The sequence below is a fragment of the Solwaraspora sp. WMMD791 genome, from assembly GCF_029581195.1.
Taxonomy (GTDB): domain Bacteria; phylum Actinomycetota; class Actinomycetes; order Mycobacteriales; family Micromonosporaceae; genus Micromonospora_E.
The window spans coordinates 3,872,863-3,897,836 of the sequence record NZ_CP120737.1; the positions used below are offsets into that span (position 1 = coordinate 3,872,863).

Here is a 24,974-nt window from a genome sequence, read left to right on the forward strand (position 1 = left end):
CTCAGCTCTCCCCCCGCACGACCAGCTTCATCCAGGCGGTGACCACCGGATCGCCGGCCACCGTCGCCACCTCGGTCCGGACGGTGAGGAAGTCGTGACCGCCACGCGACATGACCTCCTCGATCACGTCGGTGCAGACCAGCTCGTCCCCGGCGACCACCGGCCGGACGTACTGGAAGCGCTGGTCGCCGTGCACCACACGGCTGTAGTCCACGCCCAGGTCGGGATCGGACACGACCCGTTCGGAGGACGACATCGTGATCACGATGGGGAACGTCGGCGGCGCGACCACGTCCGGATAGCCGGCCTCACGCCCGGCAGCCGGATCATGATGGATCGGATCGGTGGCACCGACAGCGGTGGCGAACTCGCGGATCTTCTCCCGGCCCACCAGGTAGGAGGGGCCGGGCGGATAGCTACGGCCGACGACGGACGGGTCCATGGGCATGGCCAGAACCTACCCGGTGGACCCGCCGTGACGACGTGCGGCCCGATCGGGACCGGTCAGCGGGTCTCGCGGTGCAGCGTGTGCTTGCCGTCCCGGGGGCAGAACTTCTTAAGCTCGATGCGGTCCGGGTCGTTACGACGGTTCTTCCGCGTGATGTAGTTGCGCTCCTTGCACTCCACACACGCCAAAGTGATCTTCGGACGGACGTCGGTCGCCTTGGCCACGGCGGGGTGCCTTCCTCGCTATCGGAACAACTACAACGTGCCAGCGTAGCCGGAGCGAACGCGGACATGCAAAGCGGGCGCCAACGGCGCCCCCTGTACTTCACGCACCGGCCTCACCGGGAAGCCGACCGTAGCGGTGGCCGGACTTGAACCGGCGACACAACGATTATGAGCCGTTTGCTCTACCACCTGAGCTACACCGCCGTGACGGGTCCAAAGGAACCCACTGAGCCCCCTTACGGAATCGAACCGTAGACCTTCTCCTTACCATGGAGACGCTCTGCCGACTGAGCTAAGGGGGCCTGCCACACACCACCCGGGGGCGGATGCGCACGGGTAAGAGTACACGTACCCGCCCGCCAGGTGAAATCAGCTCCCCCCGTACCCGGATCTGCAGGTCAGGGCACGGCCCGCAGCCGACGGACCTCGCTGGACTGCAGCGTCTCCGGGTCGGCCTGGGCCTCGTACCAGGCCGCCAACCGCTCGTACGGCAGCGGCCGGCTGAACAGGAAGCCCTGGCCGACCTGGCAGCCGATGTCCTGGAGCAGCTCCAGCGTGAGCTCGCTCTCCACGCCCTCGGCGACCACGGTCAGCCCGAACTGCTGCGACAGGGTCACCACCGCGTTGACGATGGCCAGATCGCCGGGGTCGGTCGCCATCCCCTGGACGAACGAACGGTCGACCTTGACCTCGTGCACCGGCAGCCGCCGCAGATGGGCCAACGACGTGTAGCCGGTGCCGAAGTCGTCCACCGACAGGCGCACCCCCAGGTCACGCAGCCGGCGCAGGGACGGCATCGGACGGTCGGTGCCGTCGAGCACCCCCGCCTCGGCGATCTCCAGGGTCAGCAGCTCCGGTGACACCTGCTGCTCCTCGAGCAACGCCCGGACCAGCTCGGGGAACTCCGGATCGGTCAGGGTACGGGCGGAGAGGTTCACCGCCACCGGCAGTGGCTGCTGACCGATCTGCCACTCCCGGCTGCGCCGCAGCCCCTCCCGCAGCACGAACTCGGTCAACCGGCCGAGCTGGCCGGTGTGTTCGGCGACCGCCACGAAGTCCTCCGGCGCGACCGACCCGTGCGTCGGATGCTCCCAGCGGGTCAGGCACTCGACGCCGACCAGCCGGCGACCGTGCAGCGTCACCTTCGGCTGGTAGTAGACCTCCAGCTGCGCCTCGTCCAGCGCCGTCCGAAGGTCGCCGGCGAGCCCGAGCCGGCGGACCGACCGGGACTCCAGGGCCGGGTTGAACAGCTGGACCCCGCCGGGGATCGACTTCGCCGCCGTCGCCGCCAGATCCGCCCGCTGCAGCAGCGTCGCCGCGTCAGAGCCGTGGTCCGGATGCACCGCCACCCCGGCGACGGTGTCGACGTCCAGGGTCAGCGCACCGAAGACCATCTGGTCGCGGATCTGGTCACGCAGCTCGGTGGCCAACTGCACGGCCGCCTCGATGCTCTCCATCCGGAGCGTGACGACGAACTCGTCGCCGCCACTGCGACCGATCAGGGCCGACGACGGCGCCTGGGCCCGCAGCCGGCGGGCGACCTCGACGAGGACCTTGTCCCCGGCGGCATGCCCGAGGGACTCGTTGACCTGGCGCAGGCCGTCGACATCGAAGAGCAGGACCGCGACGACCTCACCCGGTGCCCGGATGGCCACCGACTCGTCGAGAGCCGCGGTCAGCCGGCGACGGTTGGCCAGCCGGGTCAGCCCGTCATGGGCCGCGTCGTAGCGCAGCCGGTCGACCAGCCGGGAGTTCTCCACCGCGACCGCAGCGTGCCCGGCGATGGCCTCCAGCAGGGTGACGTCGCCCGGCACGAAATGCGCGGAGTCGCCGAGCCGGCCACTGACCTCGAGGCAGCCGATCACCAACGAGCCGGCCCGCAGTGGCACGACGACGGCGTCCTTGGTCCCCCATTCCCGCAGCGCGTCACCGAAGGGGCTGTCGCCGAACTTCCCGCCGACGGCGAGCGACACACCGGTGGTGAACACGTGTTCCCGCAGCACGTGCGGTGCGCCGGCCGTGTCGACCAGGCCCTGCCCATCCGCGGTCGCGGAGAGCAGCACCTCCGGATAGCGGCCCTGTTTCGGCAGCCACAGTGTCGCGTACTCGGCCTGTAGGACTTCGCGGACCCGTTTGAGCAGGACATCGGAGATCGTGCCGTCGTGCGGAGTGTCGGCGATCGCCCTGGTCAACGCATAGATCTCGGACAGGGTCCGATTCTGGCGCAGCGACTGGGCATAGGAGCGGTACGCCAGCACGAAGGAGGTGATCAGGGCGACCAGCAGCACCAGAGCCCACTGGCTCTGTGCGAGCAGGATCAGGACCACCAGGCCGAAGGTCGTGTTGATGAACGCGACGATGAGGCCGGGGACGGTCGTGGTGGTGATCTCCCTGGTGGACAGCCGGCCCTGGACCAGAGTGATCACCACGAGGACGGCCACCAACGTGATGATCTGGTTGGCCGCCATCGCGCCCACCAGCGTCAGCCAGGTACGCGGCTGCGCGGCTTCGAGCACCTTGGCGTTCACCACTATCGCCGTGGCGATCGCGGTGCCCGCAGCCACGTTCGCCACGTTGAACCACAACTTGACGGGCGGCTGCCGGCGCATCATGTGGCCCACGATCGCCGCGATGACGCGCCCGAGAATCAAGGTCAGCGGCGGGAGAAAGAACAAACCCAGAAGGAAAGGAATCTCACCGATGTTCAGGGTGAACGACTGCCGACGCACCTCGAAGAGAAGGAGCGTCGCATGCGCAGCAACGAACAGCCCGAGAAAAAGGAGCCCGAGAAGCCAGTCACCGGTTGGGGCCGGGTGACTGAGGCCTATGGCCACAGAAATAAGGACCGCCGTCAGAGCGAGTGGGCCGGTTACGTACCATGCCCGCTCCGACGAATGCCGCCCCGCAGCCTGTGGCCTAGGCACTCGACTCCCTCGATGTCAGGTCCAGTTCAGTTCCAACTGAAGTCGAAGAGTGAGACCGGCGCATCGATCGAGTCGTTGTAGTCAAGCTTGTCCACCGGCAAGACCACCGGCACATCGTCACCGACCGTGACCCAGGCGTGAGCGGCCTGGGCAGCGGTCCCCGTGGTGAACGAGACAGCAATCCCTAGTGCGACGACCGCGACGACCCTGCCGAGCCGGCGGCCCATCGTGTGTCCACGCATGTTACAGACTCCCGTCCAAGGAGGCGAATGACTTACGCGATTGAGGGGCAGAGACTGATGGTGCCACACCGGACGGCACCAAGGGTAGGTTGACGCGGTCGGCCTGCACCTTCAGCACCGCCCATCCTAGCCAATCGGACGAGGAGAACCTTAGCGGCGGCTTTCCTCGGGGGCATTCGTCCCGTCGCAGGTCAGGCTGGCCGCTGGTAGATAACTCCGGGTTGGCGTGGACGTCACGGCATTGCCACGATCAGTACCGTAAACGGTGGCGGAGTCAAGGGAAGTGAGCACTTTGCGTCGACCGACATGTCGGATTTAATCTGATTCAGTAAAAGAAGTATTTATCACGTAATTTATACGACTATTAACTGAGATGCAGGTACGCAGGTCGAACCAGTGGCACCATCGACACGCCCTGTCGCCAGTTCTCGACGCTAAGCCCTAGGGGCAACTCAGCAGGGGCTCTTTCGGTTACAGCTCGGTGACGGCGGCTACTCGTCGGTTCGGAAATCGCAGCCCGAACGGCACGATGAGCCCGAAACCGACACCAGGCCCCTCGTCGGCCAGCGGATTGCGTGGACCTGTCACGCCGCGCTGCATCGGCCAGGTCCGTCCAGCTCACCGGAAACCGAGTGACGGCCGGGACCTGGCCGCCGTGCGCGTGTCTGCTCGCTGGTCTGGACACCCCGACACTCCGGATACTCGCCGGCATCACACCGACCCGAGGCAACGAGAGCGACGAGCTATGCCGCTGGCTCGAGACGCGCTCACGGAACTCTCCCTGCCCTACCACCGGGAAGGGAGCCGGGCAGGCGACGAGGAAGCCCTGAGGGTCATGGCTCACCGGCTGCTCGCCGGGGCCATCGGACCGCGTGACCTCACATCCTGGGCGTACGGCTTCACCACCCACGAGGGCACCCCCTGGCCGCCGAGCTGATCAACCTTGACAACGCCTACGAGTACGTGGACGCGATCCACGAGGGGCACCGGCAACCCAAAGGCGATCGACGCAGCTGTCACCGCTGAGGATGGCCTTTCGGCTGCCTCGCCGGTCCAGGAACGCGACCCCGACTTGCACCCACGAACGCCGTAGACGGCTGGATCCGGCTGGACCGGGCGGGACGCCGCGCTGCCCGTACGACAACAGCCCTTGACCTGTTGGTGCAGGTCAAGGGCTGTTGGTGCGCCTGGTGGCGGGTAGAGGATTCGAACCTCTGTAGCTTTCGCGACGGATTTACAGTCCGCTCCCATTGGCCGCTCGGGCAACCCGCCAGGGCGTGCCGCCTCGGCACGCGAGGCAACGCAGGAAAGGATAGCGGCATCACCGGGCGTTCCCGCAACCGGGTACGGTCGGCGGGAGTCCACCGCTCGGCCACGTCCGAGCCACCGTCCAGACCCGCACTGGCAGGAGCAGATCATCATGGCAGCCAACCCGTCGTTCGACATCGTCAGCAAGGTCGACCGGCAGGAGATCGACAACGCCCTCCGGCAGACCGAGAAGGAGCTGGCCACCCGCTTCGACTTCCGTGGCACCGGGGCGGAGATCGCCTGGGCCGGTGAGGAGGCGGTCTCCCTGCAGGCGGAGACCGAGGAGCGGGTCAAGGCCAGCCTGGAGGTCTTCAAGGAGAAGCTGGTCAAGCGGAACATCTCGCTGAAGTCGCTGGACGCCGGGGACGCACGGTCGTCCGGCAAGGTCTACAAGATCGACTGCAAGATCATCCAGGGCATCGAGTCCGACAAGGCCAAAGCGATCAGCAAGAAGATCCGCGACGAGGGCCCCAAGGGTGTCCAGGCGCAGATCCAGGGCGACCAGTTGCGGGTGACCGGCAAGAAGCGCGACGACCTGCAGGCCGTGATCGCGCTGCTCAAGGCCGAGGACTTCGGTATCGCCCTGCAGTTCACCAACTACCGGTGAGCTGAGGCATCGGTCGGGCCGCTGAGCGGATCACGTCCGGCAGCGGGGTATCTCCCCAGGGCGGTCAGACCGTCTCGCTCAGCAGCACCCGGTCGGGGTCGGCCGCCGAGCGTGTTTCGGCGCGGCGGATCGGCCCGGCCGGCCAGGCGGCGACCGCCGCCGCCACCGCGACGGCGGCGCCGGCGAACAGGAACGCCGCCGGCGGCCCGCCCCGCCCGTCGACGAGCACCCCGGCGACCGCGCCGCCGGCCGCGCTGAACCCGACGGCCATCGTCGCTACCCAGGTGTACGCCTCGTTCAGCATGCCGACCGGGGCGATCCGGCCGACCATCGTGTTCTCGACGGTCAGGGCCGGGGCGATCACCGCGCCACCGAGCACCAGTGCCACGCCCAGCGCCAGCGGGTGCGGCATCACGGCGTACACGACGAAGCTGGCGGCGACGGCGGCGAGCAACCAGGCGAACTGGCGGGTGGCGTCGAGGGCCGGCCGGCGGGTGCCGAAGTAGATGCCGCCGGTGGCGCTGCCGATCGCCCAGATGGCCAGCAGGATCCCGGCCAGCCGGCCACCGTCGTCAGCTGAGGCAGCGGCGGCAGCGGAGGACGCCGCAGATGCGGCGTGCGCGGTCACGTACGCCGGTACGGCGACCCCGGCGGTGCCGAACGCGATGCCGAGACCGGCGACGCAGAGCAGCAGCGCCGGAAAGCCGGGTACCCGCAGCGGGCCGAGCCCCCGGGTGTGGGTGCCGGTGGGCTGCGGCCGCCAGGAGCGCATGGCGGTGCCGAGGGCCACGACGGTGGTGCCGGCCAGGGTCAGTGCGGCGGCGGCGAGCAGCGCGGCGGACGCGTCGGCGAGCACCACCGAGGCGGCGACCAGCAGTGGGCCGATCACGAAGACGAACTCGAAGATGGTCGTCTCGGCGGCGAGCGCGGTGTTACGCAGGGCGTACCGGCCGCTGGCCGGGTCGGTCAGGTGGGTCCAGGCGCCTCGGATGGCGGCGCTCAGCGGCGGATAGCTGGCACCGGCGAGGCCGGCCATCGCGTACAGCAGCAGGATCGGGGCGTCGGCCCGGATGGTGAACAGCAGGCCGATCAGGGCGACGGGGTGCGCGATGCCGGTGGTCAGCAGCACCGGGGTGGGGCCGAACCGGTCGGCCAGGCGACCGGCGACCGGGCTGACCACCGCCCCGGCGACGGCGTAGATGCCGCCGGCCACGGCGGCGAGGGAGTACTTTCCGGTGACGTCGCTGATCGCCAGGAGCAGGGCGAGCGGGGTCATGCCGATGCTGAGTCGGCCGATGACGCCGGCGAGCAGCAGGGTGGGACCGCCGGGGATCCGCCAGACTTCGGCGTATTTGCGTAGCCCGCCCACCGGGCCTCCTCAGTGTTGCGGGTGGCACCGACGGCGGTGAAACCTGTGGTCGGCGGGCCGACCACAGGTAACGGGTGGTCGACCTGCCGACCCTAACGCCGAACCGGTCGCACCCCCAGCCGATTTTCTCGGCCGGGGGTGCGAGTCCGATCACAGAGCGCGGTCAGCGGCCGGCTCGACCCAGCGGGGGGCGCGGGGCGGTGTCAGCGGCGCGACACCGGACCGGCGTACGCCATCTGCTCCAGCCGGGCCACCCGCTGCTCCATCGGCGGGTGGGTGGAGAACAGCGCGGCGAAGCCGCCCTTGCGCAGCGGGTTGTCGATCATCAGGTGGGCCGAGCTGGCGAGCTGGCCTTCGGCCGGCAACGGCATCCGTTGCGTACCCATGTGGATCTTGCGCAGGGCGCTGGCCAGCGCGAGCGGGTCGCGGGTGAGGGCGGCGCCGGACGCGTCCGCCTGGTACTCGCGGTTGCGGCTGATCGCCAGCTGGATGATCGACGCGGCCAGGGGGCCGAGGATCAGCATGCCGAGCAGTGCCAGCGGGTTGGCACCCTCCTCGTCGTCGCCGCCGAACGGCAGGAACCAGGCCAGGTGGGCCAGCATGGTGACGATGCCGGCGAGCGACGCCGCGACGCTGGAGATCAGGATGTCGCGGTTGTAGACGTGGGACAGTTCGTGACCGATGACGCCGCGCAGTTCGCGGTAGTCGAGGATCTGCACGATCCCCTGGGTGACGCAGACCGCGGCGTTGGCCGGGTTGCGGCCGGTCGCAAAGGCGTTCGGCTGCATGGTCGGGCTGACGTACAGCCGGGGCATCGGCTGACCGGCCTCGACCGCCAGCTCGCGGACCATTTGGTAGAGCGCCGGGAACTCCGCTTCGCTGACCGGCCGGGCCCGCATCGACCGCAGCGCGATCTTGTCGGACCAGAAGTAGGTGCCGGCGTTCATCGCCAGCGAGACGCCGACGGCGATGATCAGGCCGCCGCTGCCGCCGAACCAGTAACCCACGCCGAGGATCATGGCGGTGAGCAGGCCGAGCAGGGCTGCCGTCTTGAGACCGTTGTGGTGGCTGTGCACGTTGACTCCTTCTCCACCGGGTCGTCGGGAAGACCCCACGGCAGGTGCAACGTTCAGATACCCGCGAACCATCCGCCAATAGCTGAGAGTTGACTGGGAATCAAGAGCCAGCGGCAAAGTTTTCGGTCAGCCTGCGACGACGTCAAACACCACTTGCGGGGCGAAACCGATCACTACCGCCACAATCGTCGCCGCCGCCAGAGCCACCGCGACCGGCCACGCCACCGGGCCGCCGGGCACCGCCGACGCACCGCCGGGCACCGCCGACGCACCGCCGGGCACCGCCGACGCACCGTCGCCGCTCGGCGTCACCCCAGGTCGGGCGTACAGCGTGGCACTGACCCGCAGGTAGTAGACCAGGCCGAACACCGCGTTCGCCGCCACCACCAACGCCAGCGCGCCGGCCCCGCCGACCAGCAGCGACCGGACCACCGCCACCTTCGCGAACAACCCGGCCAGGCCCGGCGGCAGACCCGCCAGCCCGATCAGCGCGAACACCAGCGCCCCACCGACCCACGGCCGCCGCCGGGCCGCGCCCGCGTACTCGGCGATCGTGCCGCCGTCGCCGGCCGCCGGCCGCAACGCCACCACCGCCGCGAACGCCGCCAGCTCCAACACCACGAAGAACACGGTGTACGCGAAGACCGCCGCGACCGCCACCGCCTGCTCCTCGACGCCCCGGCCGGCCAGCCCGGCCGCCGCCGCCAGCGGCACCAGGATGTAGCCGGCCTGAGCTATCGACGACCAGGCCAGCAGCCGAACCATCCGCCGCTGCCGCAGCGCCACCAGATTGCCGATCGTCATCGTCGCCACCGCCAGCGCCGCCAGCACCGGCCCGGAGGTGGCCAGCTGCGGGGTGAGCCCGTCGGCGACGACCGCAACGATCGCCACGACACCGCCGAGCTTCGACGCGGTCGACAGGTACGCGGCGACCGGCAACGGCGCACCGTCGTAGGTCTTCGGCGCCCAGGCGTGCAGCGGCACCGCCGCCACCTTGAACGCCAACCCGGTCAGCAGCAGCACCACGCCGACCCGGGCCAGCCGGGCCTGCCCGTCGGCCGAGCCGCCGACGACCGTACCGGCCGGACCCGCTGGCTCGGCCAGGCCGCTGGCGCCGGCGAGCAGGTCCAGGTGCACCGCGCCGTACGCGGCATACAGCAGTGCCGCGCCGAGCAGCGCCACCGCCGTGGCGACCACGCTGACGACGAAGAAACTCACCGCCGACTCGGCCGAGGCGACCCGCTGCCGCTGCAGCCCGACCAGGATGTACAGCGGCAAAGTCAGCGTCTCCACCGCCACGATCAGCGTGATCAGGTCACCGGCGGCACCGAGCACCACACCGCCGGTCATCGAGCAGGCCAACAGGAAGCAGTACTCCCCGACCGGCACCGCGCCGACCCGCAGCGTCGGCGCCGACAGGGCCAGCACCCCGACGGTCAGCGCGGCGAACAGCAGCGCGACCAGGGCGGCCCGGTGGTCGGCGACGTACGAGCAGGCGAAGCCGTCCTCGGCGGTCACCCCGGACGGCGTACCGCAGAAGGTGGCCCGGGTCGGTCGGCTCAGCGCCACCGACGCGGCGACGCCGACCGCGACGGCCCCCACCGTCGCCGTCGCCACCGTGGCCGCCCGACGGGCGACGAACAGGTCGACCAGCAGTACGGCGACGGCGGTCAGCGCCGCCAGGTACGCCGGCAGCAGTGCCACATGGTCGACCGACTGTGCGGCGAGTTCGCCGATCACCGGATCACCTCCAGCAGCACGTCCACCGGCACCTCGGCGATGCCGAGCACCAGCGTCGGGACCAGCCCGATGGCCAGTGCCGCCACCACCAGCGGCGCCCAGACCAGCGCCTCGGCGCGGCTGATCGCCGTCGCCGGGGCGGCCCGCAGCGCCGGGCCGGCCGGGCCGTGGGTGACCCGGCGCAGCATCCGCAGCAGGTACGCGGCGGTCAGGGCCGCCCCGACGGCCGCCACCGCCGCCAGGGTTGTCCACAGTGGCCCGCCGCGCTGCCAGGCGGCGACGACGGCGAACGCCTCACCCCAGAAACCGGCCAGGCCGGGCAGGCCGAGGGAGGCCAGCGCCGCGTAGCCGAGCAGCCCGGACAGCGCCGGTGCCTGTTCCCGCAGTCCGCCGAGGTCGGCCAGGTCACCGGTGTGGTAGCGGTCCTTGACCGCCCCGGCGAGGAAGAACAGCAGCCCGGTGATGACGCCGTGGGCGATGTTGCCGATCAGCGCGGCCTGGATGCCGGTGGCGCTGAGCGTGGCGATGCCGAGCAGCACGAACCCCATGTGTCCGACGCTGGAGTACGCGATCAGCCGTTTCAGCTCGGTCTGCGCCAGGCACACCAGGGATCCGACGATGATCGCGGCGACGGCGAGGGTCCCGAGCACCGGGGCGGCCCACCTGGCCCCCTCCGGGGCGACGCCGACGGCGACCCGGATCAGCCCGTACGTGCCCATTTTGAGCAGCACCCCGGCGAGGATCACGCTGCCGACGGTGGGTGCCTGGCTGTGCGCGTCGGGCAGCCAGCTGTGCAGCGGCCAGAGTGGGGCCTTGACCGCGAAGGCGAGCGCCAGCAGCGTGAACGCGGCGAGTTGGGTGCCCCTGGTGAGGTCGGCGCCGCCGGTGAGCACGGTCAGGTCGGCGGTGCCGGCGGCGGTCACCACGGTCACCACGCCGACGAGCAGCAGCACCGACCCGGCCAGGGTGTAGACGGCGAACTTCGTCGCCGCCCGCCGGTGCGCGGTCCTGCCGCCGGCCCTGCCGTCAGCCCCGCCGTCAGCCCCGCCGTCGGTTCCGGTGCTGGTCGCCGGGTCACCGGTGCCGCCCCAGCCGGCGATGATGGCGTACATCGGCAGCAGCACGACCTCGAAGAAGACGAAGAACAGCACCAGGTCGAGGGCGAGGAAGGTACCGACGATGCCGACCTCGACGACCAGCAGCAACGCGACCAACGCCCGGCCGTTGCGCTGCTGTGGGACCCGCCAGACGGTGTACGCGCAGCAGAGCAGCGTCAGCACGGTGGTGAGCAGCACCAGCGGGTACGAGATGCCGTCGACGCCGAGGTGGAACCGTAGGTCCAGGGCGGGCACCCAGGGCAGGTCCAGCTGATGCCAGGGCTGCACTCCCGGTGGGCCGTCCAGCGGTGACCCGTACGCGAACCAGCCCGCCCCGGCCGGTCGCCCCAGCAGCGGCAGGCTGGCCAGCACGGTCACTGCCGCGACGCCGGTGCCCAGGATCCGCCCGGCCCGGTCCCCCCGGTGATCCCTCAGTGGCAGGGCCACCACCAGCAGCGCCCCCAGCGCCGGCAGGATCAGTACGGCCAGCAGGGCGAGCTGCCCGGCCGTCATCGCGTCATCGGCGTACTCGGCGTACACGGCAGCGCCCGCCTCCCCTCAAGATCCCGACGATCTTGCAGTTATCGTTGGACAAAGTAGACAAATCCTCTCGATAACTGCAAGATCGTCGGGGAGGTGAGCAGGGTGAGGGCGGCGGTGAGCAGGGCGAGCAGCAGGGCTCCGGCCAGAACGAGGATCACCGCGAAGGGCAGTGGGGCGGCGGAACGGCGATCCAGAATGCCGCCAAGCCCCAGGACACCCCTACCGACACCGTTCACCGCCCCGTCCACACCACGTTCGTCGCCGACCTTGGCCATGGCTGCGAGCGCCACGATGGGGCGGACCACCACGGCCCGCTGCACCGCGTCCAGCCAGAACGCCGCCGCGAACGCCGGCCGCAGCGGCCCCAGCGCCTTGTCGGCCGGATCGGCGGCGGGGTTCCGCCGGTACAGCCACGCCGCCGCGCCGGCGCCCACTGCCAGCAGCAGCACCGGCAGCACCAGGTCGGCACCGACGTGGACCAGGTCACCCGGGGTGGCGCCACCGAGCCAGCCGGCGACGGTGGGGCTGAACGCGGCCAGGCCGAGCAGCGCCGCCGGCACCGTCAACGCCAGCACCGGCCAGCGCATCAACGCCGGCGGGTCGTGTGGGTGGGCGCCGGCGGGCAGCCGGGACGGCCCGAAGAAGGTACGCAGCAGCAGCCGGGTGGCGTACCAGGCGGTGACCGCCACCCCCACCAGCCCGGCGGTCCAGACCAGCCAGCCCAGCCACGCTGGAGCCGGCCCGTCACCGGGATGCCGGGCCGCGTGGGAGGCCGCGTACAGCACGCTCTCCTTGCTCCAGAACCCGGCCAGCGGCGGCAGCCCGACAAGCGCCCCCAGCCCGACCGCCGTGGCGGCGAAGGTGACCGGCATCGGCCGGCGCAGCCCGCCCATCGCCGACATCAGGTTGCTGCCGACGGCGTGGATCACGCAGCCGGCGGCGAGGAACAGCAGCGCCTTGAACGCGGCGTGGGTGAGCAGGTGGAACAGGGCGGCCGACGGGGATCCGACGGCCAACGCACCGGTCATGTAGCCCAACTGGGAGACGGTCGACCAGGCCAGGACCCGTTTGATGTCGTCGGCGGCGGTCGCCGCGAACGCGCCGAGCAGCAGAGTGACGACGCCGAGTACGCCGAGCAGCACCAACGCGGCCGGGGCGGCGACGAAGATCGGGTAGAGCCGGACGGTCACGTACACCCCGGCGGCGACCATCGTCGCGGCGTGGATCAGCGCGGAGATCGGCGTCGGGCCGGCCATCGCGTCCGGCAGCCAGGTGTGCAGCGGGAACTGGGCGCTCTTGCCGGCCACCCCGGCGAGCAGCAGCAGCGCCGCCGTGGTGACCGTCGCCGGCGAATAGTCGTGGGCGAGCACGTCGGCGATCCGGAAGCTGCCGGCACCGATGCCGAGCACCGCGACGCCGAGCAGGAAACCGACGTCACCGACCCGGGTGACCAGGAACGCCTTCATGGCCGCCGCCGGGGCCTCGGGCAGCCGCCGGTCGTGGGCGATCAGCAGGTACGAGCAGGCGCCCATCACCTCCCAGCCGACCAGCAGCATGATCAGGTCACCGGCGACGACGACCAGCAGCATCGCGGCGGTGAAGAGGCTGACCTGGGCGACGTACGTCGGGTAGCGCTCGTCGTCGGCCAGGTAGGCGACGGAGTACAGCTGGACGGCGAGCGCCACCGCGGCGACCGCGACGGCGAGCAGGGCGGCGGGCCCGTCGAGCCGTACGCCGAGCGTGACGGCGAGCCCGCCGAAGTCGATCCACGACCGGGACACGTCCACTGTCGGCGCGCCGGCGGCCAGCAGGGTGACGGCGGCGGCCAGGGCCAGCGCTGCCCCGCCGACGCCGAGGACGGCGGCGACCCGGCGGCGGGTGGCGCTCACCGTCGCACCTCCCGCGCGGCGTCGTCGGCAGCGCTACCGTCGTCGGTGTCGTCGTCGGTGTCGTCGCCGAGTGGGACGTCGTCGACGACCACGCTGGCCCGCAGCCGGTACAGGTGCAGCACGATGGCCAGCCCGACGCCGATCTCGGCGGCGGCGATCACGATGATGAACAGGGCGAACGTCTGCCCGGTGTGTGGCAACGCGGCGCGGACCGTGCTGTCGGCGGTGACCAGCACCAGGTTGACGGCGTTGAGCAGCAACTCGACCGACATCAGCAGCAGGACGGCGTTGCGGCGGCGCAGCACGCCGTACACGCCGAGGCCGAACAGCGCGGCGGCGACGACGTACGGGATGACCGGGCGCATCAGCTGCCGCCACCTGATCGGGATGCCGCGCCGACGTCGGGGCGGGACAGCACGATCGCGCCGATCAGCGCGGACAGCAGCAACACCGACAGCACCTCGAACGGCAGCACCCAGCTGCCGAAGATCACCGTACCGAGGCGGTCGGCGGTGCCGGCGGCCGGCAGTTCCACGCTGGACCAGCGGTAGGCGTCGACGAAGAGGGCGGCCAGGCCCAGCCCGGCACCGCCGCCGATCAGCGCGGCCGGCCAGCCGGGCCGGTCCAGGTCGGTGGCGGCCCCGATCGGTGCCCGGGTCAGCATCACCGCGAACAGCAGCAGTACGACGACCGCGCCGACGTAGATCAGCACCTGTACCCAGGCGACGAGTTCGGCGGCGAGCACCAGGTAGAGACCGGCGACCGCGCCGAGGCAGGCGACCAGGTACAGCCCGGCGCGGACGATGTGCCGGGTGCTCACCACCAGGGCCCCGGCGCCGACGGCGACCGCGCCGAGGGCGAGCAGCAGGACGTCCGTACCGGTCACGCGCGGGCCCTGCCAGCGCCGGGGCCGGCGGCCCGGCCGGGGCCTGGGCCAGCGCCGGGGCCGGCGGCCTTGCGGGCGGCGGCCGTCTCCTCCTTGGCCGGTTCGCCGTTCGGATCGTGCGCCGGTGGCGGCGGTACGCTGGCCAGCCACTCGCCGAGGTGCTCCTTGTCGTGCAGCAGGTCACGGATGTCGTACTCGGCGTACTCGAACTCCGGCGACCAGTAGAGCGCGTCGAACGGGCACACTTCGATGCAGATGCCGCAGTACATGCAGAGCGAGAAGTCGATGTCGAACCGGTCCAGCACGTTGCGCTGGCGGGCCCGGGCCGCGCCCGGCACCGACACCTCCTCCTTGTGCGAGTCGATGTAGATGCACCAGTCGGGGCACTCCCGGGCGCAGAGCATGCAGACCGTGCAGTTCTCGGCGAGCAGCGCGATCACGCCACGGGTGCGCGGCGGCAGCTCCGGCTCGACGTCCGGGTACTGCTGGGTGTGCGTCGGGCTGACCATCGTCTTGAACGTGGTCGCCAGACCCTTCAGCAGCCCCTCGCCGTGTCCGTCCATGTGCTCATCCTGCCGAATCCGGCCCGCCCACGCGAGCATCTGATCTCACCGATCGACGATGGGACCGGTGCCGGGCGGTCGCCCGCCTGCCCCCGCCCGGCACCGCCCGGCACCCGAGACAGGTACGTTTTCCAGCGGTATTCCTCTGAGGAATGATTATTCCTCAGAGGAATACTCGCGATTCGCTGTACCGGCCCGCCGGGAGGTGCGGGCGGGCGCGTCACCAGGGGCCGAGGCAGTGGAAGTCGGCGCTGGGCTCGACGGCCGGCGGGTGCGGGTCGGGCCCGGCGGCCAGGTCGACCAGCACCCAGGCCGCCGTCGAGCCGGAGTGCCGGTCGGCGGGGAAGCGGCGTACCGCCGCGACGGTGCCCTGGGCGGCGAGCGCGGCGGCGACGCGGTCCGGGTAGTCGCGGGGCTCGCCGCTGAGGTTGCGCCCGTGCACGTACCAGACGCGGCGGGCGTCGCCGAGCCATTCGGCGAGCCGCTGCGGGTCGCAGTTGGCGTGGCCGGGCGGGTAGAGCCGGACGGTGCGCGGCGCGAGCCCGTGCTGCGGCCCGTACCACTGGACCATCCGGTAGCTGAACCAGTAGAACAGCACCACGTCGCCGGGTCGGACCTGCCGGGCGACGTCGACGAGGGCACCCGGCCCGGCGTCCTTGACCCGGGGGTCCTGGACCTGCCGGTACGCGGCCTGGGCGGCCGGGGCGGCGACCACCGGCAGCGCGGCGACCGGTGCCAGCACCGCGACGACCAGCAGCGCTGTCCCGGCGCCCGGGGCCAGGGCCAGCCGGCGGCCGGCGCGCCGGAGCGCCCACCGGAGCGCCCGTACGCAGCCGTCCGCGCCAGCGACGACCAGGATCACCGTGGAGGCGATCAGCCAGGTGGCGACCCGGTCGGCCAGCGGCAGGCCGCGGACCGCCGCCGCCAGCACCGCCATCAGCAGTACGCCGCCGAGCATGGCGGCCCACTGTGGCCGGCCCCGCCGCACCAGTGCCGCCAGGCCGGCCAGGGTGAACGCCAGGATCAGCAGCGGGTACCGCCACTGCAGGGTGACGGTGACGAATCCGGTCCACATCTGCGGCAGCCAGGTGAGGATCTCGACCGGCCCGGACCCGGCCGGCGGGGTGCCGCCGACGAAGTAGTCGGCCTGGCCGGGCATGAACGGGTACTGGCGGCGGCGGTGGATCAGCCACGCGGCGAACGCGGCGGCCGGCAGCGCGCCGACGGCGAGCAGCAGCGTGTCGCGCCAGCGGCGGCGTACCGCCGTCACCAGGGTGGCGCCGGCGACGGCACCGGCCAGGGCCAGTACGGCGGTGAGGCTGACGAAGACCGCGACGAGGGTGGCCGCTACCCAGCCGACCAGCGGCAGCACGGCACGCCTCCTGTCGGCACGGGCAGCCAGCGCCGACGTGGCCCGTTCGGTGGCCAGGAGCACCGCCAGGGCGACGGCGGCTTCGACGGCGTACTGCTTGAGTTCGCCGACATAGGTCAGGACCATCGGCGCGACGGCGATCAGCGCGGTCGCGGCGGCCGCCGCCCAGCAGCCGACCGCCCGGTGGGTGATGACCGCCGTCAACGCCAGGACGGTGAGCATGCCGAGCAGGGACGGCAGCCGCAGGACGCGTTCGTCGGCGCCGAAGGCGTACAGCAGGGATTTTTCCAGCCAGAGCCAGCCGACCGGGGCGACCTGCTGGAACTCCAGGTCCTGGGTGAGGGCGAGGAAGCCGCGCCGCAGGTTGATGGCGATGGCGGTCTCGTCGTTCCACAGCCAGGTGCCGGCGGCCCAGACCCGGATCTGGCCGGCCGCGCCGACGGCGAGCGCCACGGCGAGCAGGGCGTTGGGGACGAGTCCGGGGGCGACGCGCGGGAGGGTGAACCCGGACGTCTGTCGGGTCATCCGATGGCGACCTTGACCCCGGCGGTCAGCACCAGTTGGGCCAGGGCGAGCGGAACCAGTCCGAGCCAGCACAACCGTTGTAACTGGTCTTCCCGTAGTCGAGGAAACGACACCCGGATCCAGATGATGACGAACGCGACGGCGAAGACCTTCAGCAGCGTCCACAGCCAGCCGAGCTGGTCGACGCCGAACGGCCCGTGCCAGCCGCCGAGGAACAGCACGGTGGTCAGCGCGGCGATGACGACGATGCCGGCGTACTCGGCGAGCAGGAAGAACGCGAACCGCAGCCCGGTGTACTCGGTGAGGTAGCCGAAGACGAGTTCACTGTCGGCGATCGGCATGTCGAACGGGGGGCGGCGGATCTCGGCCATCCCGGCGAGGAAGAACACGACCAGGGCGGGGGCCTGCCAGATCAGCCACCACGGCTGCCACGCTTGCACGATGCCGGACAGGGACAGGGTGCCGGCGGCCATGGCGACGCTGGCGGCGGCGAGCACCAGCGGCAGTTCGTAGGCGAGCAGTTGGGCGGCGCCGCGCAGCCCGCCGAGCAGGCTGTACTTGTTGGCTGACGCCCAGGCGGCCATCAGCACGGCGACGACGCCGACGCCCATCACGGCCAGGACGAAGAACAGGCCGACGTCGAGCGGCTGGCCGACGAGGTCGTTCGGCCCGAGTGGGATGACGAGCAGGACCAGCAGGTACGGCACGAGCGCGATCGCCGGGGCGAGCCGGAACACCGGCCGGTCGGCGGCGCGTGGGGTGATGTCCTCCTTCTGCACGAACTTGACCCCGTCGGCGACGAGTTGCGCCCAGCCGTGGAATCCACCGGCGTACATGGGGCCGAGTCGGCCCTGCATGTGGGCCATCGCCTTGTGTTCCATCTGTCCGACGAGCAGCGGCAGGGTCAGGAACGCGACGACGACGGCGCCGACGCGGATGGCCAGCTCCAGCCAGAGGGGCATCAGGCCGTACCCCCGTCTTTGTCGCCCTCGGCGGCGGCGCCCTCGGCGGCGGCGCGGGCCCTGGCGGCCTGCGGGCCCCATTCGGTCGGCAGCGGTACGCCCGGTGGCCGCATCGGAGCGCGTCGGGTGCCGCCGGATTCGGATTCGCCCGGCTCCTTCGCGCCCGGCCAGGGTTTCGCGACCCGGGAGGCGAGGATGAACTCCTTGCGCAGCGGGTGGCCTTCGAACTGGGGTGGCAGCAGCAGCGGGGTCAGGTTGGGGTGTCCGGTGAAGTCGATGCCGAACATTTCGTGGGTTTCCCGCTCGTGCCAGTCGGCGCCGGGGAAGACGTCGACGACGCTCGGCAGCTGCGGGTTGTCGCGGGGCACCCGGGTGCGCAGCAGTACGCCGTGCCGGGCGTGCGTGGACCACAGGTGGGCGACGATGGCGAAGCCGGCGTCGAGTTCGTCGACGGCTGACAGCCAGTCGAAGTAGTCGCAGCCCAGGTCGGTGTCGTCGCGGGCGGTGCGCAGCGCGTCCGGCCACTGCCCGGCCGGTACGTCGACGGTGGCGCGGGCGTACCGGCCGCCCCCGGAGACGCTGGCGGTGACGTCCGACGCGGCCTGCGGCTCCGGCTCAGGCTCAGTCAGGAGGCTGACCAGATGAGCGCCGATCTCGTCGGGGGTCATGCCAGTAGATACTAAGGGGGCGGGAGGGCGGCAACCGGTCAGACTTTTCCGGTGTAGCTCCCGCCGCTCGGGGAAACCACCCTGGTATGCGTGCGCTGACCGTGACTCCGGGCAAGGCCGACTCGCTGCGGCTCGTCGACGACGCGCCGGAGCCGGCGCAGGCCGAGGGCGAGGTGCTGGTCGAGGCGGTCGCGGTCGGGATCTGCGGTACGGATTCGGAGATCCTCGCCGGTGACTACGGTGCGCCGCCGGAGGGTCGGGACACGCTGGTGCTGGGCCACGAGTCGCTGGGGCGGGTGGTCGAGGATCCGACGGGCGCGATGCAGCCGGGTGATCTGGTCGCCGGGATCGTCCGGCATCGGGATCCGGTGCCGTGCCCGTACTGCGCGGCCGGCGAGTGGGATCTGTGCAGCAACGGCCGGTACACCGAGTGCGGAATCAAGGGCGTCGACGGGTTCGGCCGGCAACGCTGGCGGGCGCCCGCCGAGTACGTGGTGGCGTTGCGCCCGGAGTTGGGGCTGGCGGGGGTGCTGCTGGAGCCGACGAGTGTGGTGGCGAAGGCGTGGGACCACATCGACCGGATCGGGGCGCGGGGGTTCTGGGCACCGCAGCGGGTGCTGGTGACCGGGGCCGGCCCGATCGGGCTGCTGGCGGCGCTGCTGAGCGTGCAACGTGGCCTGGAGACGCACGTGTTGGCGCGGGGCAAGTCCGGGCCGAAGCCGGAGCTGGCCCGGCGGCTGGGGGCGACGTACCACGCGGTGCCGGTGGCGGAGCTGGACTTCGACCCGGACGTCATCATCGAGTGCACCGGCGCGCCGCCGGTGGTGCACGACGTGTTCGGCAAACTGGCCCCGAACGGCGTCGGCTGCCTGACCGGGATCAACGCCAGCGCCCACCACGTCGAGTTGGACCTCAACGAGCTGAACCGCTGCCTGGTGTTGAAGAACAACGTCATCTTCGGCACGGTCAACGCGAACCGGCGGCACTGGCGGCAGGCGGCCGACGCGCTGGCCCGCGCCGACCACGACTGCCTGATGGCGATGATCACCCACCGGTACGGCCTGGACGACTACGCCCAGGCGTACGCCGAGCAGGGCGGCATCAAGACCGTCATCGAGTTCTGACCCGGTGCCGGGGCTGCGGCCTGCCGGTTGGGGCGGCTCAGACCCAGGGCAGTTGGCCGTTGCGGAACAGGTCGACGAAGATCTGATGGTCGGCGCGGGCGCGGGCCCCGTACCGGTGGGCGAAGTCGACCAGGCCCTCGACGAAGCCGGCCTCGTCGGCGTCGACGGCCGCGACGATCGCCTCCTCGGTGGAGAAGTCGACCAGGTCGTGGCTGGACTCGTCGTCGGCGACCGAGTGCATTCGTGCCACCGAGTGGGCCAGGTCGGCGACGACGCCGGTCAGGTCGGCCAGTTCGTTGACGTCGGCCCAGTCCAGGTCGGCGGCGTACGGCGACACTTCGGCGACGAGCTGCCCGACGCCGCCGAGTTCGGTGTAGCCGAGCCACGGGTCGGCGTGGGCCTGCAGCGCCCGCTGCGATTCGGCGGTCCGGTGGCCCTGGTGCTGGAAGTAGGAGCGGACGCCGTCGTCGTCGATGTGCCGGGCGACGGCCGGCACCTGGGCCTGCTTCAGGTAGACGATGACGTCGTTCTCCAACGCCTGGGTGTGGCCTTCGAGCAGGATGCTGTACGACGGCAGCCCGGCGGAGCCGATGCCGACGCCTTTGCGCAGCACGATGTCCTTGATGTGGGCGGGGTCGGTCCGGCCGCCGCCGACGCGCTGCGGCAGCGTGGTCAGGTAGTCGGCGAACGCGGCGGTCACCGCGGCCCGGGTGTCGTCGTCGATGGCGTACACGCCGTCGCGGTGGATGAACCGCCGCTCGTAGTCGTTGATCGTGGTGAGGTTCTCCAGCAGGCCGACGCGGGTGTTGAGCCGGGCTTCCTGCAGCACGTGCCGCAGTACGCCGGTGGCGTTGGCGAGGGTGATCGAGCCGATCGCTTCCTCGCCGCCGGCGGCGATGGCCCGCAGTTCCGCCAGGTAGGCGGTGGCGAACGTGCGTACGAGGGTGCTGATGACGTCGTCGGAGAGCGCCTTGGCGTAGCCGATGAGGGCGACGCTGGCGGCGAAGCGCCGCAGGTCCCAGATGAACGGGCCGACGTACGCCTCGTCGAAGTCGTTGACGTTGAAGACCAGCTCGCCGGAGCCGTTCATGTAGGTGCCGAAGTTCTCGGCGTGCAGGTCGCCGTGGATCCAGACGCGGCTGGTCCGCTTGTCGCAGAAGCTGTCGTCGTTGAACGGCCCGCCGGGGTCGGTCTGGTCGGCGTAGAACAGGCAGGCGGTGCCCCGGTAGAACGCGAACGGGCTGGCGGCCATCTTGCGGAACTTGCGCTGGAAGGCGGCCGGGTCGATGGCCATCAGGTCGCCGAACTCGGCGGTCAGGATGTCGACGATCTGCGTCGCGCGCTGAGTCTCACTCACGTCCGGGCACGCTACCGCGCGTGGGCAACAGCTCCGCTGAGCGCCGGCTCAGAATCAGCTGTACGCCGAGACAGCTCGCCCGTTCAGCGAGTCGGTGGTTTGACGACCGGTGCGGTGAGCCGGTCGACCGGGGAGGCGAGCGGGTCGGGCCGGTGCACGCCGCCGATGCCGGAGCGCTCGGCGGCGATCTTCTCCTGCAGCCGCAGGATGCCGTGCAGCAGCGCTTCGGGCCGGGGCGGGCAGCCGGGCACGTACACGTCGACGGGGATCAGCTGGTCGACGCCCTTGGTCACCGAGTACGAGTCCCAGTACGGGCCACCGCAGTTGGAGCAGGCACCGAACGAGATCACGTACTTGGGTTCGGGCATCTGGTCGTAGAGCCGCTTGATCGCTGGCGCCATCTTGTCGGTGACGGTACCGGAGACGACCATCAGGTCAGCCTGGCGCGGCCCGTGGGCGAACGGGATGACGCCGAGGCGGATGAAGTCGTGCCGGCCCATGCTGGTGGCGATGAACTCGATCGCGCAGCAGGCCAGGCCGAAGTTGAACACCCAGAGCGAGTAGCGGCGACCCCAGTTCAGCACGAACCGGATCGGCTCACCGAGCACCGCCGGCAACTGCACCACCGCGCCGCCACCTCCTCCGGCCCCGCTCCCCCACCTACGTACGTGCCACCCAGTCAACCACAACAGCTGTACGGGGCAGTCGATCAACTCGAGCCAGTCCCGTCCGGCTGTCGACGGTCGGTATCGAACTCCATGACGAGGCCGAGGTGCCGGTACGGGTGACCATGGCCTGTTGATCCGTCGGGCTGCCGCTGTTCGGTCGGCCTGAGAAGCGATCGCGACGGCAGCCGATGTCCGAGCTGAACGACATCCGCGCAGGGCTCCGTAAGGTGGCCGCTTATGGCGCCAAGAGGCCGCTGCTCAGCGCTAACGCACATAAGCTGGCATCCTTCATCCGATCCGTGGAGCAGACCCGGCCAGACGAACGATCTTCACATTTTAGCCTCAGGTAGCCTATCGTGCCAGCATGGCGGAGCGGACGTACGGCGAGATCCCTGGCTACCCACCCGGCTCGACGTTTGCGAACCGCACCGAGCTGGCAGCATCCAAGGTCCACCGACCGCTTCAGGGCGGCATCTGCGGCGGGCAGGATGGAGCCGAGTCCATCGTCGTCTCCGGCGGCTATGTCGACGACGAGGACTACGGCACCGAAATCATATATACGGGCCAAGGCGGCAACGACCCTCGAACCAAACGCCAGATCGCGCACCAAGAGCTCAAACTTGGCAACCTGGGGCTCGCCAGGAGCCAACTCGAGGGCTATCCCGTACGCGTAGTTCGTGGTGCCGGCGGAGACAAGAAGTATTCACCTGAGACAGGGCTCCAGTACTCCGGACTCTTCCGGGTTGTCGATCACTGGAGCGATATCGGAACCGACGGATTCACCATCTGGCGCTTCCGTCTGGTCGCATACGAAAGCGCGGATACACCCCCACCAGATCTCGCCCCATCAGACGTAGCCAGCGAGGTCACTCGGGTCGAAGCAACAATCCAGCGACTCGTGAGAAACACCTCGGTAGCGGTGGAGGCTAAACGTCTGTACGACTACACATGTCAGATCTGCGGCGAACAGCTCATGACGCCTGCTGGACCGTACGCGGAAGCCGCCCATATCAAGCCGCTTGGAAAGCCACACAACGGCCCGGACACCATCAGCAACGTGCTATGCCTTTGCCCAAACCATCATGTCCTGTTCGATACGGGCGCACTACAGATCGACCCAGAAGGACGAGTCGTAGACACGATAAACAACGCCATCGTGGTTGATCTTCAACTCACCGAAAAGCACCCTATCAACTGGTCGCTAGTCGAGTACCACCGAAGCATCCACGCGAACAAAAAGCAAGCCGAAAAATAGGTGCCAGAGCGAGTTTAGCAGGCTAGCTTTGCATCGCGAATTCGGTTGCCTCAGCGAGGATCTCGTCGAGCTCGGCGTCGGACAGATCGCCCTCCGTAAGAATCTTATAGGAGGTAGCCAACTGGATCTTGCCGATCATCTCCTGGCTGAGGTCATATTCGGTAGCTGGGTCCAGAACCGACTTGATCAAAGCTTCCGCCCCAATCGGATCAATGTCCGGCCCTCCATGGCTCAGGTCCTCCCGAAGTGCGGCGACGAACCGAATGATCTCGCCCGGGAGCACGTCCTCACCGAACCTACGATCGACAGCAGCGAAGAACAACGACGCGAGGAAGCGAGGGAAGCCATCCCAGCCATCGCGATCCAGCCGCTCCTCGATTTGGTCGTTCAGGTCGTGTTCGCCTCTGACCAGAGTCCGGATGTACAGGGGAAGTTCAGGATTCATTGCCACTGCGACGTTTCCTCTCGCGGTTCTTTTTTACGTTATTTATCGTAGCCTTCAAGGCGATTGCCAGTGCGCCTGCCGCCATCGCGACGGCAGTGATCGGATTATCAACATCAACACGCTCGCCTGTGGGCGCAGGATCGACTTTAACCGGGTTAGACGAGGTCGCACCCGGCGGATCGGGGAGCTTCTTGAAGTAGTCAACGAGCGTCTTGGCGTTAGCCTCGAATTTCGAGAGGCTTTCCTGCGTGTCGTCAGCCTTCTGCACTTGTTGGCGGAGGAACTGCTCCCTCCGGCTTGCTCGACGCCCCGTGTCCGACAGGAGCTTCTCCCCGGAGGGCACACCTGAAGGCGATCCGAGGTTGGCAGCCGGTGCGACTCTTGCGAAGTACGCCTGGTAGTGCCGCTGCACTCGATCGAGTAGATTGGCATATCTGCCGGCTTTGGCTGCGGCCGTTTGTGCTTCTGACGCCGCACGACGGATGTTCGGGTTAGCTGATCCCTCGGAGAGTTGAAAGTACAGCTTGTAGGCTTCGTCAAAGTCCACCTTGGCCCGCATCGCTGTCACAGCGGCTTCAGCCAACTGGCCCTTGGCGCGTTGCATCTGCGCAATGACTTGCTCCATGCCGCCCGACATCAGAGCGCGTCCCGGTAGGCGTCGGCCAGCTCGACCGCAGCGTTGACCCGGCTGAGCACCCGGTCGACCTCGTCGTCAGCCGCCTTGAGGGCCGCTGCTGCCTTCTCGATGTCGTCATCCGCGCTGTCCTGCACCGTGTGCAGCGCCAGGGCGCTACCTTGCGCGCCGGTCTCGGTGGCCTCCTCGAAGCCTGCCTTCCCCTGCATCATCAGGGTCCTGGCACGGTTGAGGTCACTCTTGATGTCATCGACGGTCATGTCAGCGACGCTCAGCCAAGCAAGCTGCTGTAGTTGCGGGTCGCCTCGCCAGCACCATGGACAAGGGATGTCGCGTCACCAAGAAGCTTCTTACTCTGCTCGCAGCGGCTGATCGCCTCGCCAATGGTGGGGTGACCGGTGCCCGCCGCAGCGGCGCGCAAGCTGGCGATCATGCGGTCGAGAGCGTCTGCCGCTGACCGGATCTGCTGCACAGTGGCGTTGCCGTGCTGACCTGCCTGCGCCAGCCCCGCCTTGACTTCCTGGATGCTGGACATGTTGCCGCCTCCCGATGTCCTGCTCAACCCTCGCCGCACGGTCGAGCCTATCGAAGCCGGTCATCCTGCTTCCGGCCCTGCCGTCGACGATGTCAGGAAGCAGTCACTTCGGTTCGGCGACGAAGACGCCAACGCCGTGGGCGCTCTCGACCAGGCCCTCAGTGCGCAGGGCATGCATGGCGTAGCGGATCACCGAGTCCGAGACGTTGTGCTCGGCCTTGAGCTGGGCAGTTGATGGGAGCTTGTCGCCGGGCCGCAGTTCGCCGCTCCTGATCTGAGCGCGGATGTGGTCGGCAAGCTTCTCCCACTTGGTGGCGGGCATGGGCACTCCTTGGTCTCCACCCGCCATGAGATCACGCTGACAGTTCAGGCAGCAAGATGCCGGTACAGCGAACTAGTGGTGTTGACTTAAGCGAACTACTTCGCTTAGGTTCCTCGGTGCGAGGTTTCCTCCTTGGTCTCCAACCTCAGAGGACTCCACGCAGCCGGTCGGGGCGTGTAGCGAGTCATGCC

The 24,974-nt window shown here is 69.8% G+C and carries 25 protein-coding genes, 3 tRNA genes and 1 pseudogene; 4 read left to right on the top strand and 25 right to left on the bottom strand.

The genetic code is table 11. The annotated features are described in order from the left end of the window. Window position 1: 1 nt before the first annotated feature. From O7623_RS17210 to O7623_RS17235, 6 genes are all read right to left on the bottom strand, one after another. Window positions 2–448: a MaoC family dehydratase N-terminal domain-containing protein gene (locus tag O7623_RS17210; RefSeq protein ID WP_282224053.1), complete on the bottom strand. Its 447-nt coding sequence runs from the start codon at window positions 446–448 to the stop codon at window positions 2–4. 56 nt (window positions 449–504) lie between these two features. Further along, entirely contained in the window at window positions 505–672 is a 168-nt protein-coding gene (gene rpmG, locus O7623_RS17215) for a 50S ribosomal protein L33 (RefSeq protein WP_046567246.1), read from the bottom strand. A gap of 131 nt (window positions 673–803) precedes the next feature. Then, a tRNA-Met gene (locus O7623_RS17220) sits at window positions 804–876 on the bottom strand. 25 nt (window positions 877–901) lie between these two features. Further along, a tRNA-Thr gene (locus O7623_RS17225) sits at window positions 902–974 on the bottom strand. A 96-nt stretch (window positions 975–1,070) separates the two neighbouring features. Further along, window positions 1,071–3,596, bottom strand: a complete 2,526-nt coding sequence (locus O7623_RS17230) for a sensor domain-containing phosphodiesterase (protein ID WP_282224054.1) — start codon at window positions 3,594–3,596, stop codon at window positions 1,071–1,073. 26 nt (window positions 3,597–3,622) lie between these two features. Beyond that, window positions 3,623–3,838, bottom strand: coding sequence for a hypothetical protein (locus O7623_RS17235; RefSeq protein WP_282224055.1), 216 nt, complete (start codon window positions 3,836–3,838; stop codon window positions 3,623–3,625). Between the two features lie 745 nt (window positions 3,839–4,583). On the opposite strand from O7623_RS17235, the gene O7623_RS17240 reads away from it, so the two are divergent. Further along, entirely contained in the window at window positions 4,584–4,775 is a 192-nt protein-coding gene (locus O7623_RS17240) for a hypothetical protein (protein WP_282224056.1), read from the top strand. A 251-nt stretch (window positions 4,776–5,026) separates the two neighbouring features. Here O7623_RS17240 and O7623_RS17245 read toward each other — a convergent pair. Continuing rightward, window positions 5,027–5,110, bottom strand: a tRNA-Tyr gene (locus O7623_RS17245). 148 nt (window positions 5,111–5,258) lie between these two features. Between O7623_RS17245 and O7623_RS17250 the strand changes: the two genes are divergently transcribed. After that, the gene (locus O7623_RS17250) at window positions 5,259–5,753 is read left to right on the top strand and encodes a YajQ family cyclic di-GMP-binding protein (RefSeq protein ID WP_282224057.1); all 495 of its coding nucleotides are present in this window, start codon (window positions 5,259–5,261) and stop codon (window positions 5,751–5,753) included. Between the two features lie 64 nt (window positions 5,754–5,817). On the opposite strand, the gene O7623_RS17255 is transcribed toward O7623_RS17250, so the two are convergent. The 11 genes and pseudogenes from O7623_RS17255 to O7623_RS17305 form a co-directional block, all read right to left on the bottom strand. Continuing rightward, window positions 5,818–7,122, bottom strand: coding sequence for an MFS transporter (locus O7623_RS17255; protein ID WP_282224058.1), 1,305 nt, complete (start codon window positions 7,120–7,122; stop codon window positions 5,818–5,820). A gap of 203 nt (window positions 7,123–7,325) precedes the next feature. Beyond that, entirely contained in the window at window positions 7,326–8,198 is an 873-nt protein-coding gene (htpX, locus tag O7623_RS17260; protein ID WP_282224059.1) for a zinc metalloprotease HtpX, read from the bottom strand. A 126-nt stretch (window positions 8,199–8,324) separates the two neighbouring features. After that, window positions 8,325–9,938, bottom strand: coding sequence for a proton-conducting transporter membrane subunit (locus O7623_RS17265; RefSeq protein ID WP_282224060.1), 1,614 nt, complete (start codon window positions 9,936–9,938; stop codon window positions 8,325–8,327). Next, entirely contained in the window at window positions 9,935–11,548 is a 1,614-nt protein-coding gene (locus tag O7623_RS17270) for an NADH-quinone oxidoreductase subunit M (RefSeq protein ID WP_282229446.1), read from the bottom strand. Before O7623_RS17270 ends, O7623_RS17265 begins: the two co-directional genes overlap by 4 nt. A 68-nt stretch (window positions 11,549–11,616) precedes the next feature. Beyond that, a pseudogene (locus O7623_RS17275) lies at window positions 11,617–13,452 on the bottom strand (NADH-quinone oxidoreductase subunit L); the annotation flags it as partial. Window positions 13,453–13,463: 11 nt separating this feature from the next. After that, the gene (gene nuoK / locus O7623_RS17280) at window positions 13,464–13,832 is read right to left on the bottom strand and encodes an NADH-quinone oxidoreductase subunit NuoK (protein ID WP_282224061.1); all 369 of its coding nucleotides are present in this window, start codon (window positions 13,830–13,832) and stop codon (window positions 13,464–13,466) included. Next, complete coding sequence (locus O7623_RS17285) at window positions 13,832–14,353, bottom strand: NADH-quinone oxidoreductase subunit J (protein ID WP_282224062.1); 522 nt, start codon at window positions 14,351–14,353, stop codon at window positions 13,832–13,834. Before O7623_RS17285 ends, nuoK begins: the two co-directional genes overlap by 1 nt. Continuing rightward, window positions 14,350–14,916, bottom strand: a complete 567-nt coding sequence (locus O7623_RS17290; protein WP_282224063.1) for an NADH-quinone oxidoreductase subunit I — start codon at window positions 14,914–14,916, stop codon at window positions 14,350–14,352. Before O7623_RS17290 ends, O7623_RS17285 begins: the two co-directional genes overlap by 4 nt. Window positions 14,917–15,136: 220 nt before the next feature. After that, on the bottom strand, window positions 15,137–16,813 hold the full coding sequence (locus O7623_RS17295) for a hypothetical protein (protein ID WP_282224064.1): 1,677 nt from the start codon (window positions 16,811–16,813) through the stop codon (window positions 15,137–15,139). After that, the gene (gene nuoH, locus O7623_RS17300; protein WP_282224065.1) at window positions 16,810–17,775 is read right to left on the bottom strand and encodes an NADH-quinone oxidoreductase subunit NuoH; all 966 of its coding nucleotides are present in this window, start codon (window positions 17,773–17,775) and stop codon (window positions 16,810–16,812) included. Before nuoH ends, O7623_RS17295 begins: the two co-directional genes overlap by 4 nt. Further along, complete coding sequence (locus O7623_RS17305) at window positions 17,775–18,443, bottom strand: NADH-quinone oxidoreductase subunit C (protein ID WP_282224066.1); 669 nt, start codon at window positions 18,441–18,443, stop codon at window positions 17,775–17,777. Before O7623_RS17305 ends, nuoH begins: the two co-directional genes overlap by 1 nt. An 86-nt stretch (window positions 18,444–18,529) precedes the next feature. Between O7623_RS17305 and O7623_RS17310 the strand changes: the two genes are divergently transcribed. Further along, complete coding sequence (locus tag O7623_RS17310; RefSeq protein WP_282224067.1) at window positions 18,530–19,567, top strand: glucose 1-dehydrogenase; 1,038 nt, start codon at window positions 18,530–18,532, stop codon at window positions 19,565–19,567. 37 nt (window positions 19,568–19,604) lie between these two features. On the opposite strand, the gene O7623_RS17315 is transcribed toward O7623_RS17310, so the two are convergent. Next, window positions 19,605–20,924, bottom strand: coding sequence for a DUF2252 domain-containing protein (locus O7623_RS17315; RefSeq protein ID WP_282224068.1), 1,320 nt, complete (start codon window positions 20,922–20,924; stop codon window positions 19,605–19,607). Between the two features lie 83 nt (window positions 20,925–21,007). Beyond that, window positions 21,008–21,547, bottom strand: coding sequence for an NADH-quinone oxidoreductase subunit B (locus tag O7623_RS17320; protein ID WP_282229447.1), 540 nt, complete (start codon window positions 21,545–21,547; stop codon window positions 21,008–21,010). A 409-nt stretch (window positions 21,548–21,956) separates the two neighbouring features. On the opposite strand from O7623_RS17320, the gene O7623_RS17325 reads away from it, so the two are divergent. Then, window positions 21,957–22,847 (top strand): YDG/SRA domain-containing protein, encoded by an 891-nt coding sequence (locus tag O7623_RS17325; protein ID WP_282224069.1) that lies wholly within the window; start codon window positions 21,957–21,959, stop codon window positions 22,845–22,847. Between the two features lie 22 nt (window positions 22,848–22,869). Here O7623_RS17325 and O7623_RS17330 read toward each other — a convergent pair whose 3' ends face one another. The 5 genes from O7623_RS17330 to O7623_RS17350 all read right to left on the bottom strand — a co-directional run bounded on the left by O7623_RS17330 (window position 22,870) and on the right by O7623_RS17350 (window position 24,810). Next, on the bottom strand, window positions 22,870–23,292 hold the full coding sequence (locus O7623_RS17330) for a hypothetical protein (RefSeq protein WP_282229448.1): 423 nt from the start codon (window positions 23,290–23,292) through the stop codon (window positions 22,870–22,872). Further along, a complete protein-coding gene (locus O7623_RS17335; RefSeq protein WP_282224070.1) occupies window positions 23,282–23,917 on the bottom strand; it encodes a hypothetical protein in 636 nt (211 codons plus the stop codon). Before O7623_RS17335 ends, O7623_RS17330 begins: the two co-directional genes overlap by 11 nt. An 11-nt stretch (window positions 23,918–23,928) precedes the next feature. After that, a complete protein-coding gene (locus O7623_RS17340; RefSeq protein ID WP_282224071.1) occupies window positions 23,929–24,186 on the bottom strand; it encodes a hypothetical protein in 258 nt (85 codons plus the stop codon). Window positions 24,187–24,197: 11 nt separating this feature from the next. After that, window positions 24,198–24,461: a hypothetical protein gene (locus tag O7623_RS17345; protein WP_282224072.1), complete on the bottom strand. Its 264-nt coding sequence runs from the start codon at window positions 24,459–24,461 to the stop codon at window positions 24,198–24,200. A gap of 103 nt (window positions 24,462–24,564) precedes the next feature. Then, window positions 24,565–24,810 carry a winged helix-turn-helix domain-containing protein gene (locus O7623_RS17350; protein WP_282224073.1) on the bottom strand — a complete coding sequence of 82 codons (246 nt, stop codon included), beginning with the start codon at window positions 24,808–24,810 and terminating at the stop codon, window positions 24,565–24,567. Window positions 24,811–24,974 lie beyond the last annotated feature (164 nt).

Excerpts from the sequence above, each read along its gene's own strand:
- O7623_RS17240 (WP_282224056.1), top strand. The coding sequence starts at position 4,584 with ATGCCGCTGGCTCGAGACGCGCTCACGGAACTCTCCCTGCCCTACCAC.
- O7623_RS17330 (WP_282229448.1), bottom strand. The coding sequence starts at position 23,292 with ATGAATCCTGAACTTCCCCTGTACATCCGGACTCTGGTCAGAGGCGAA.
- O7623_RS17325 (WP_282224069.1), top strand. The coding sequence starts at position 21,957 with ATGGCGGAGCGGACGTACGGCGAGATCCCTGGCTACCCACCCGGCTCG.
- O7623_RS17290 (WP_282224063.1), bottom strand. The coding sequence starts at position 14,916 with ATGGACGGACACGGCGAGGGGCTGCTGAAGGGTCTGGCGACCACGTTC.
- O7623_RS17270 (WP_282229446.1), bottom strand. The coding sequence starts at position 11,548 with ATGACGGCCGGGCAGCTCGCCCTGCTGGCCGTACTGATCCTGCCGGCG.
- O7623_RS17335 (WP_282224070.1), bottom strand. The coding sequence starts at position 23,917 with ATGGAGCAAGTCATTGCGCAGATGCAACGCGCCAAGGGCCAGTTGGCT.
- O7623_RS17235 (WP_282224055.1), bottom strand. The coding sequence starts at position 3,838 with ATGCGTGGACACACGATGGGCCGCCGGCTCGGCAGGGTCGTCGCGGTC.
- O7623_RS17345 (WP_282224072.1), bottom strand. The coding sequence starts at position 24,461 with ATGTCCAGCATCCAGGAAGTCAAGGCGGGGCTGGCGCAGGCAGGTCAG.
- nuoK (WP_282224061.1), bottom strand. The coding sequence starts at position 13,832 with ATGCGCCCGGTCATCCCGTACGTCGTCGCCGCCGCGCTGTTCGGCCTC.
- O7623_RS17340 (WP_282224071.1), bottom strand. The coding sequence starts at position 24,186 with ATGACCGTCGATGACATCAAGAGTGACCTCAACCGTGCCAGGACCCTG.
- O7623_RS17250 (WP_282224057.1), top strand. The coding sequence starts at position 5,259 with ATGGCAGCCAACCCGTCGTTCGACATCGTCAGCAAGGTCGACCGGCAG.
- O7623_RS17310 (WP_282224067.1), top strand. The coding sequence starts at position 18,530 with ATGCGTGCGCTGACCGTGACTCCGGGCAAGGCCGACTCGCTGCGGCTC.
- O7623_RS17350 (WP_282224073.1), bottom strand. The coding sequence starts at position 24,810 with ATGGCGGGTGGAGACCAAGGAGTGCCCATGCCCGCCACCAAGTGGGAG.
- nuoH (WP_282224065.1), bottom strand. The coding sequence starts at position 17,775 with ATGCCCCTCTGGCTGGAGCTGGCCATCCGCGTCGGCGCCGTCGTCGTC.
- O7623_RS17305 (WP_282224066.1), bottom strand. The coding sequence starts at position 18,443 with ATGACCCCCGACGAGATCGGCGCTCATCTGGTCAGCCTCCTGACTGAG.
- O7623_RS17210 (WP_282224053.1), bottom strand. The coding sequence starts at position 448 with ATGCCCATGGACCCGTCCGTCGTCGGCCGTAGCTATCCGCCCGGCCCC.
- O7623_RS17295 (WP_282224064.1), bottom strand. The coding sequence starts at position 16,813 with ATGACCCGACAGACGTCCGGGTTCACCCTCCCGCGCGTCGCCCCCGGA.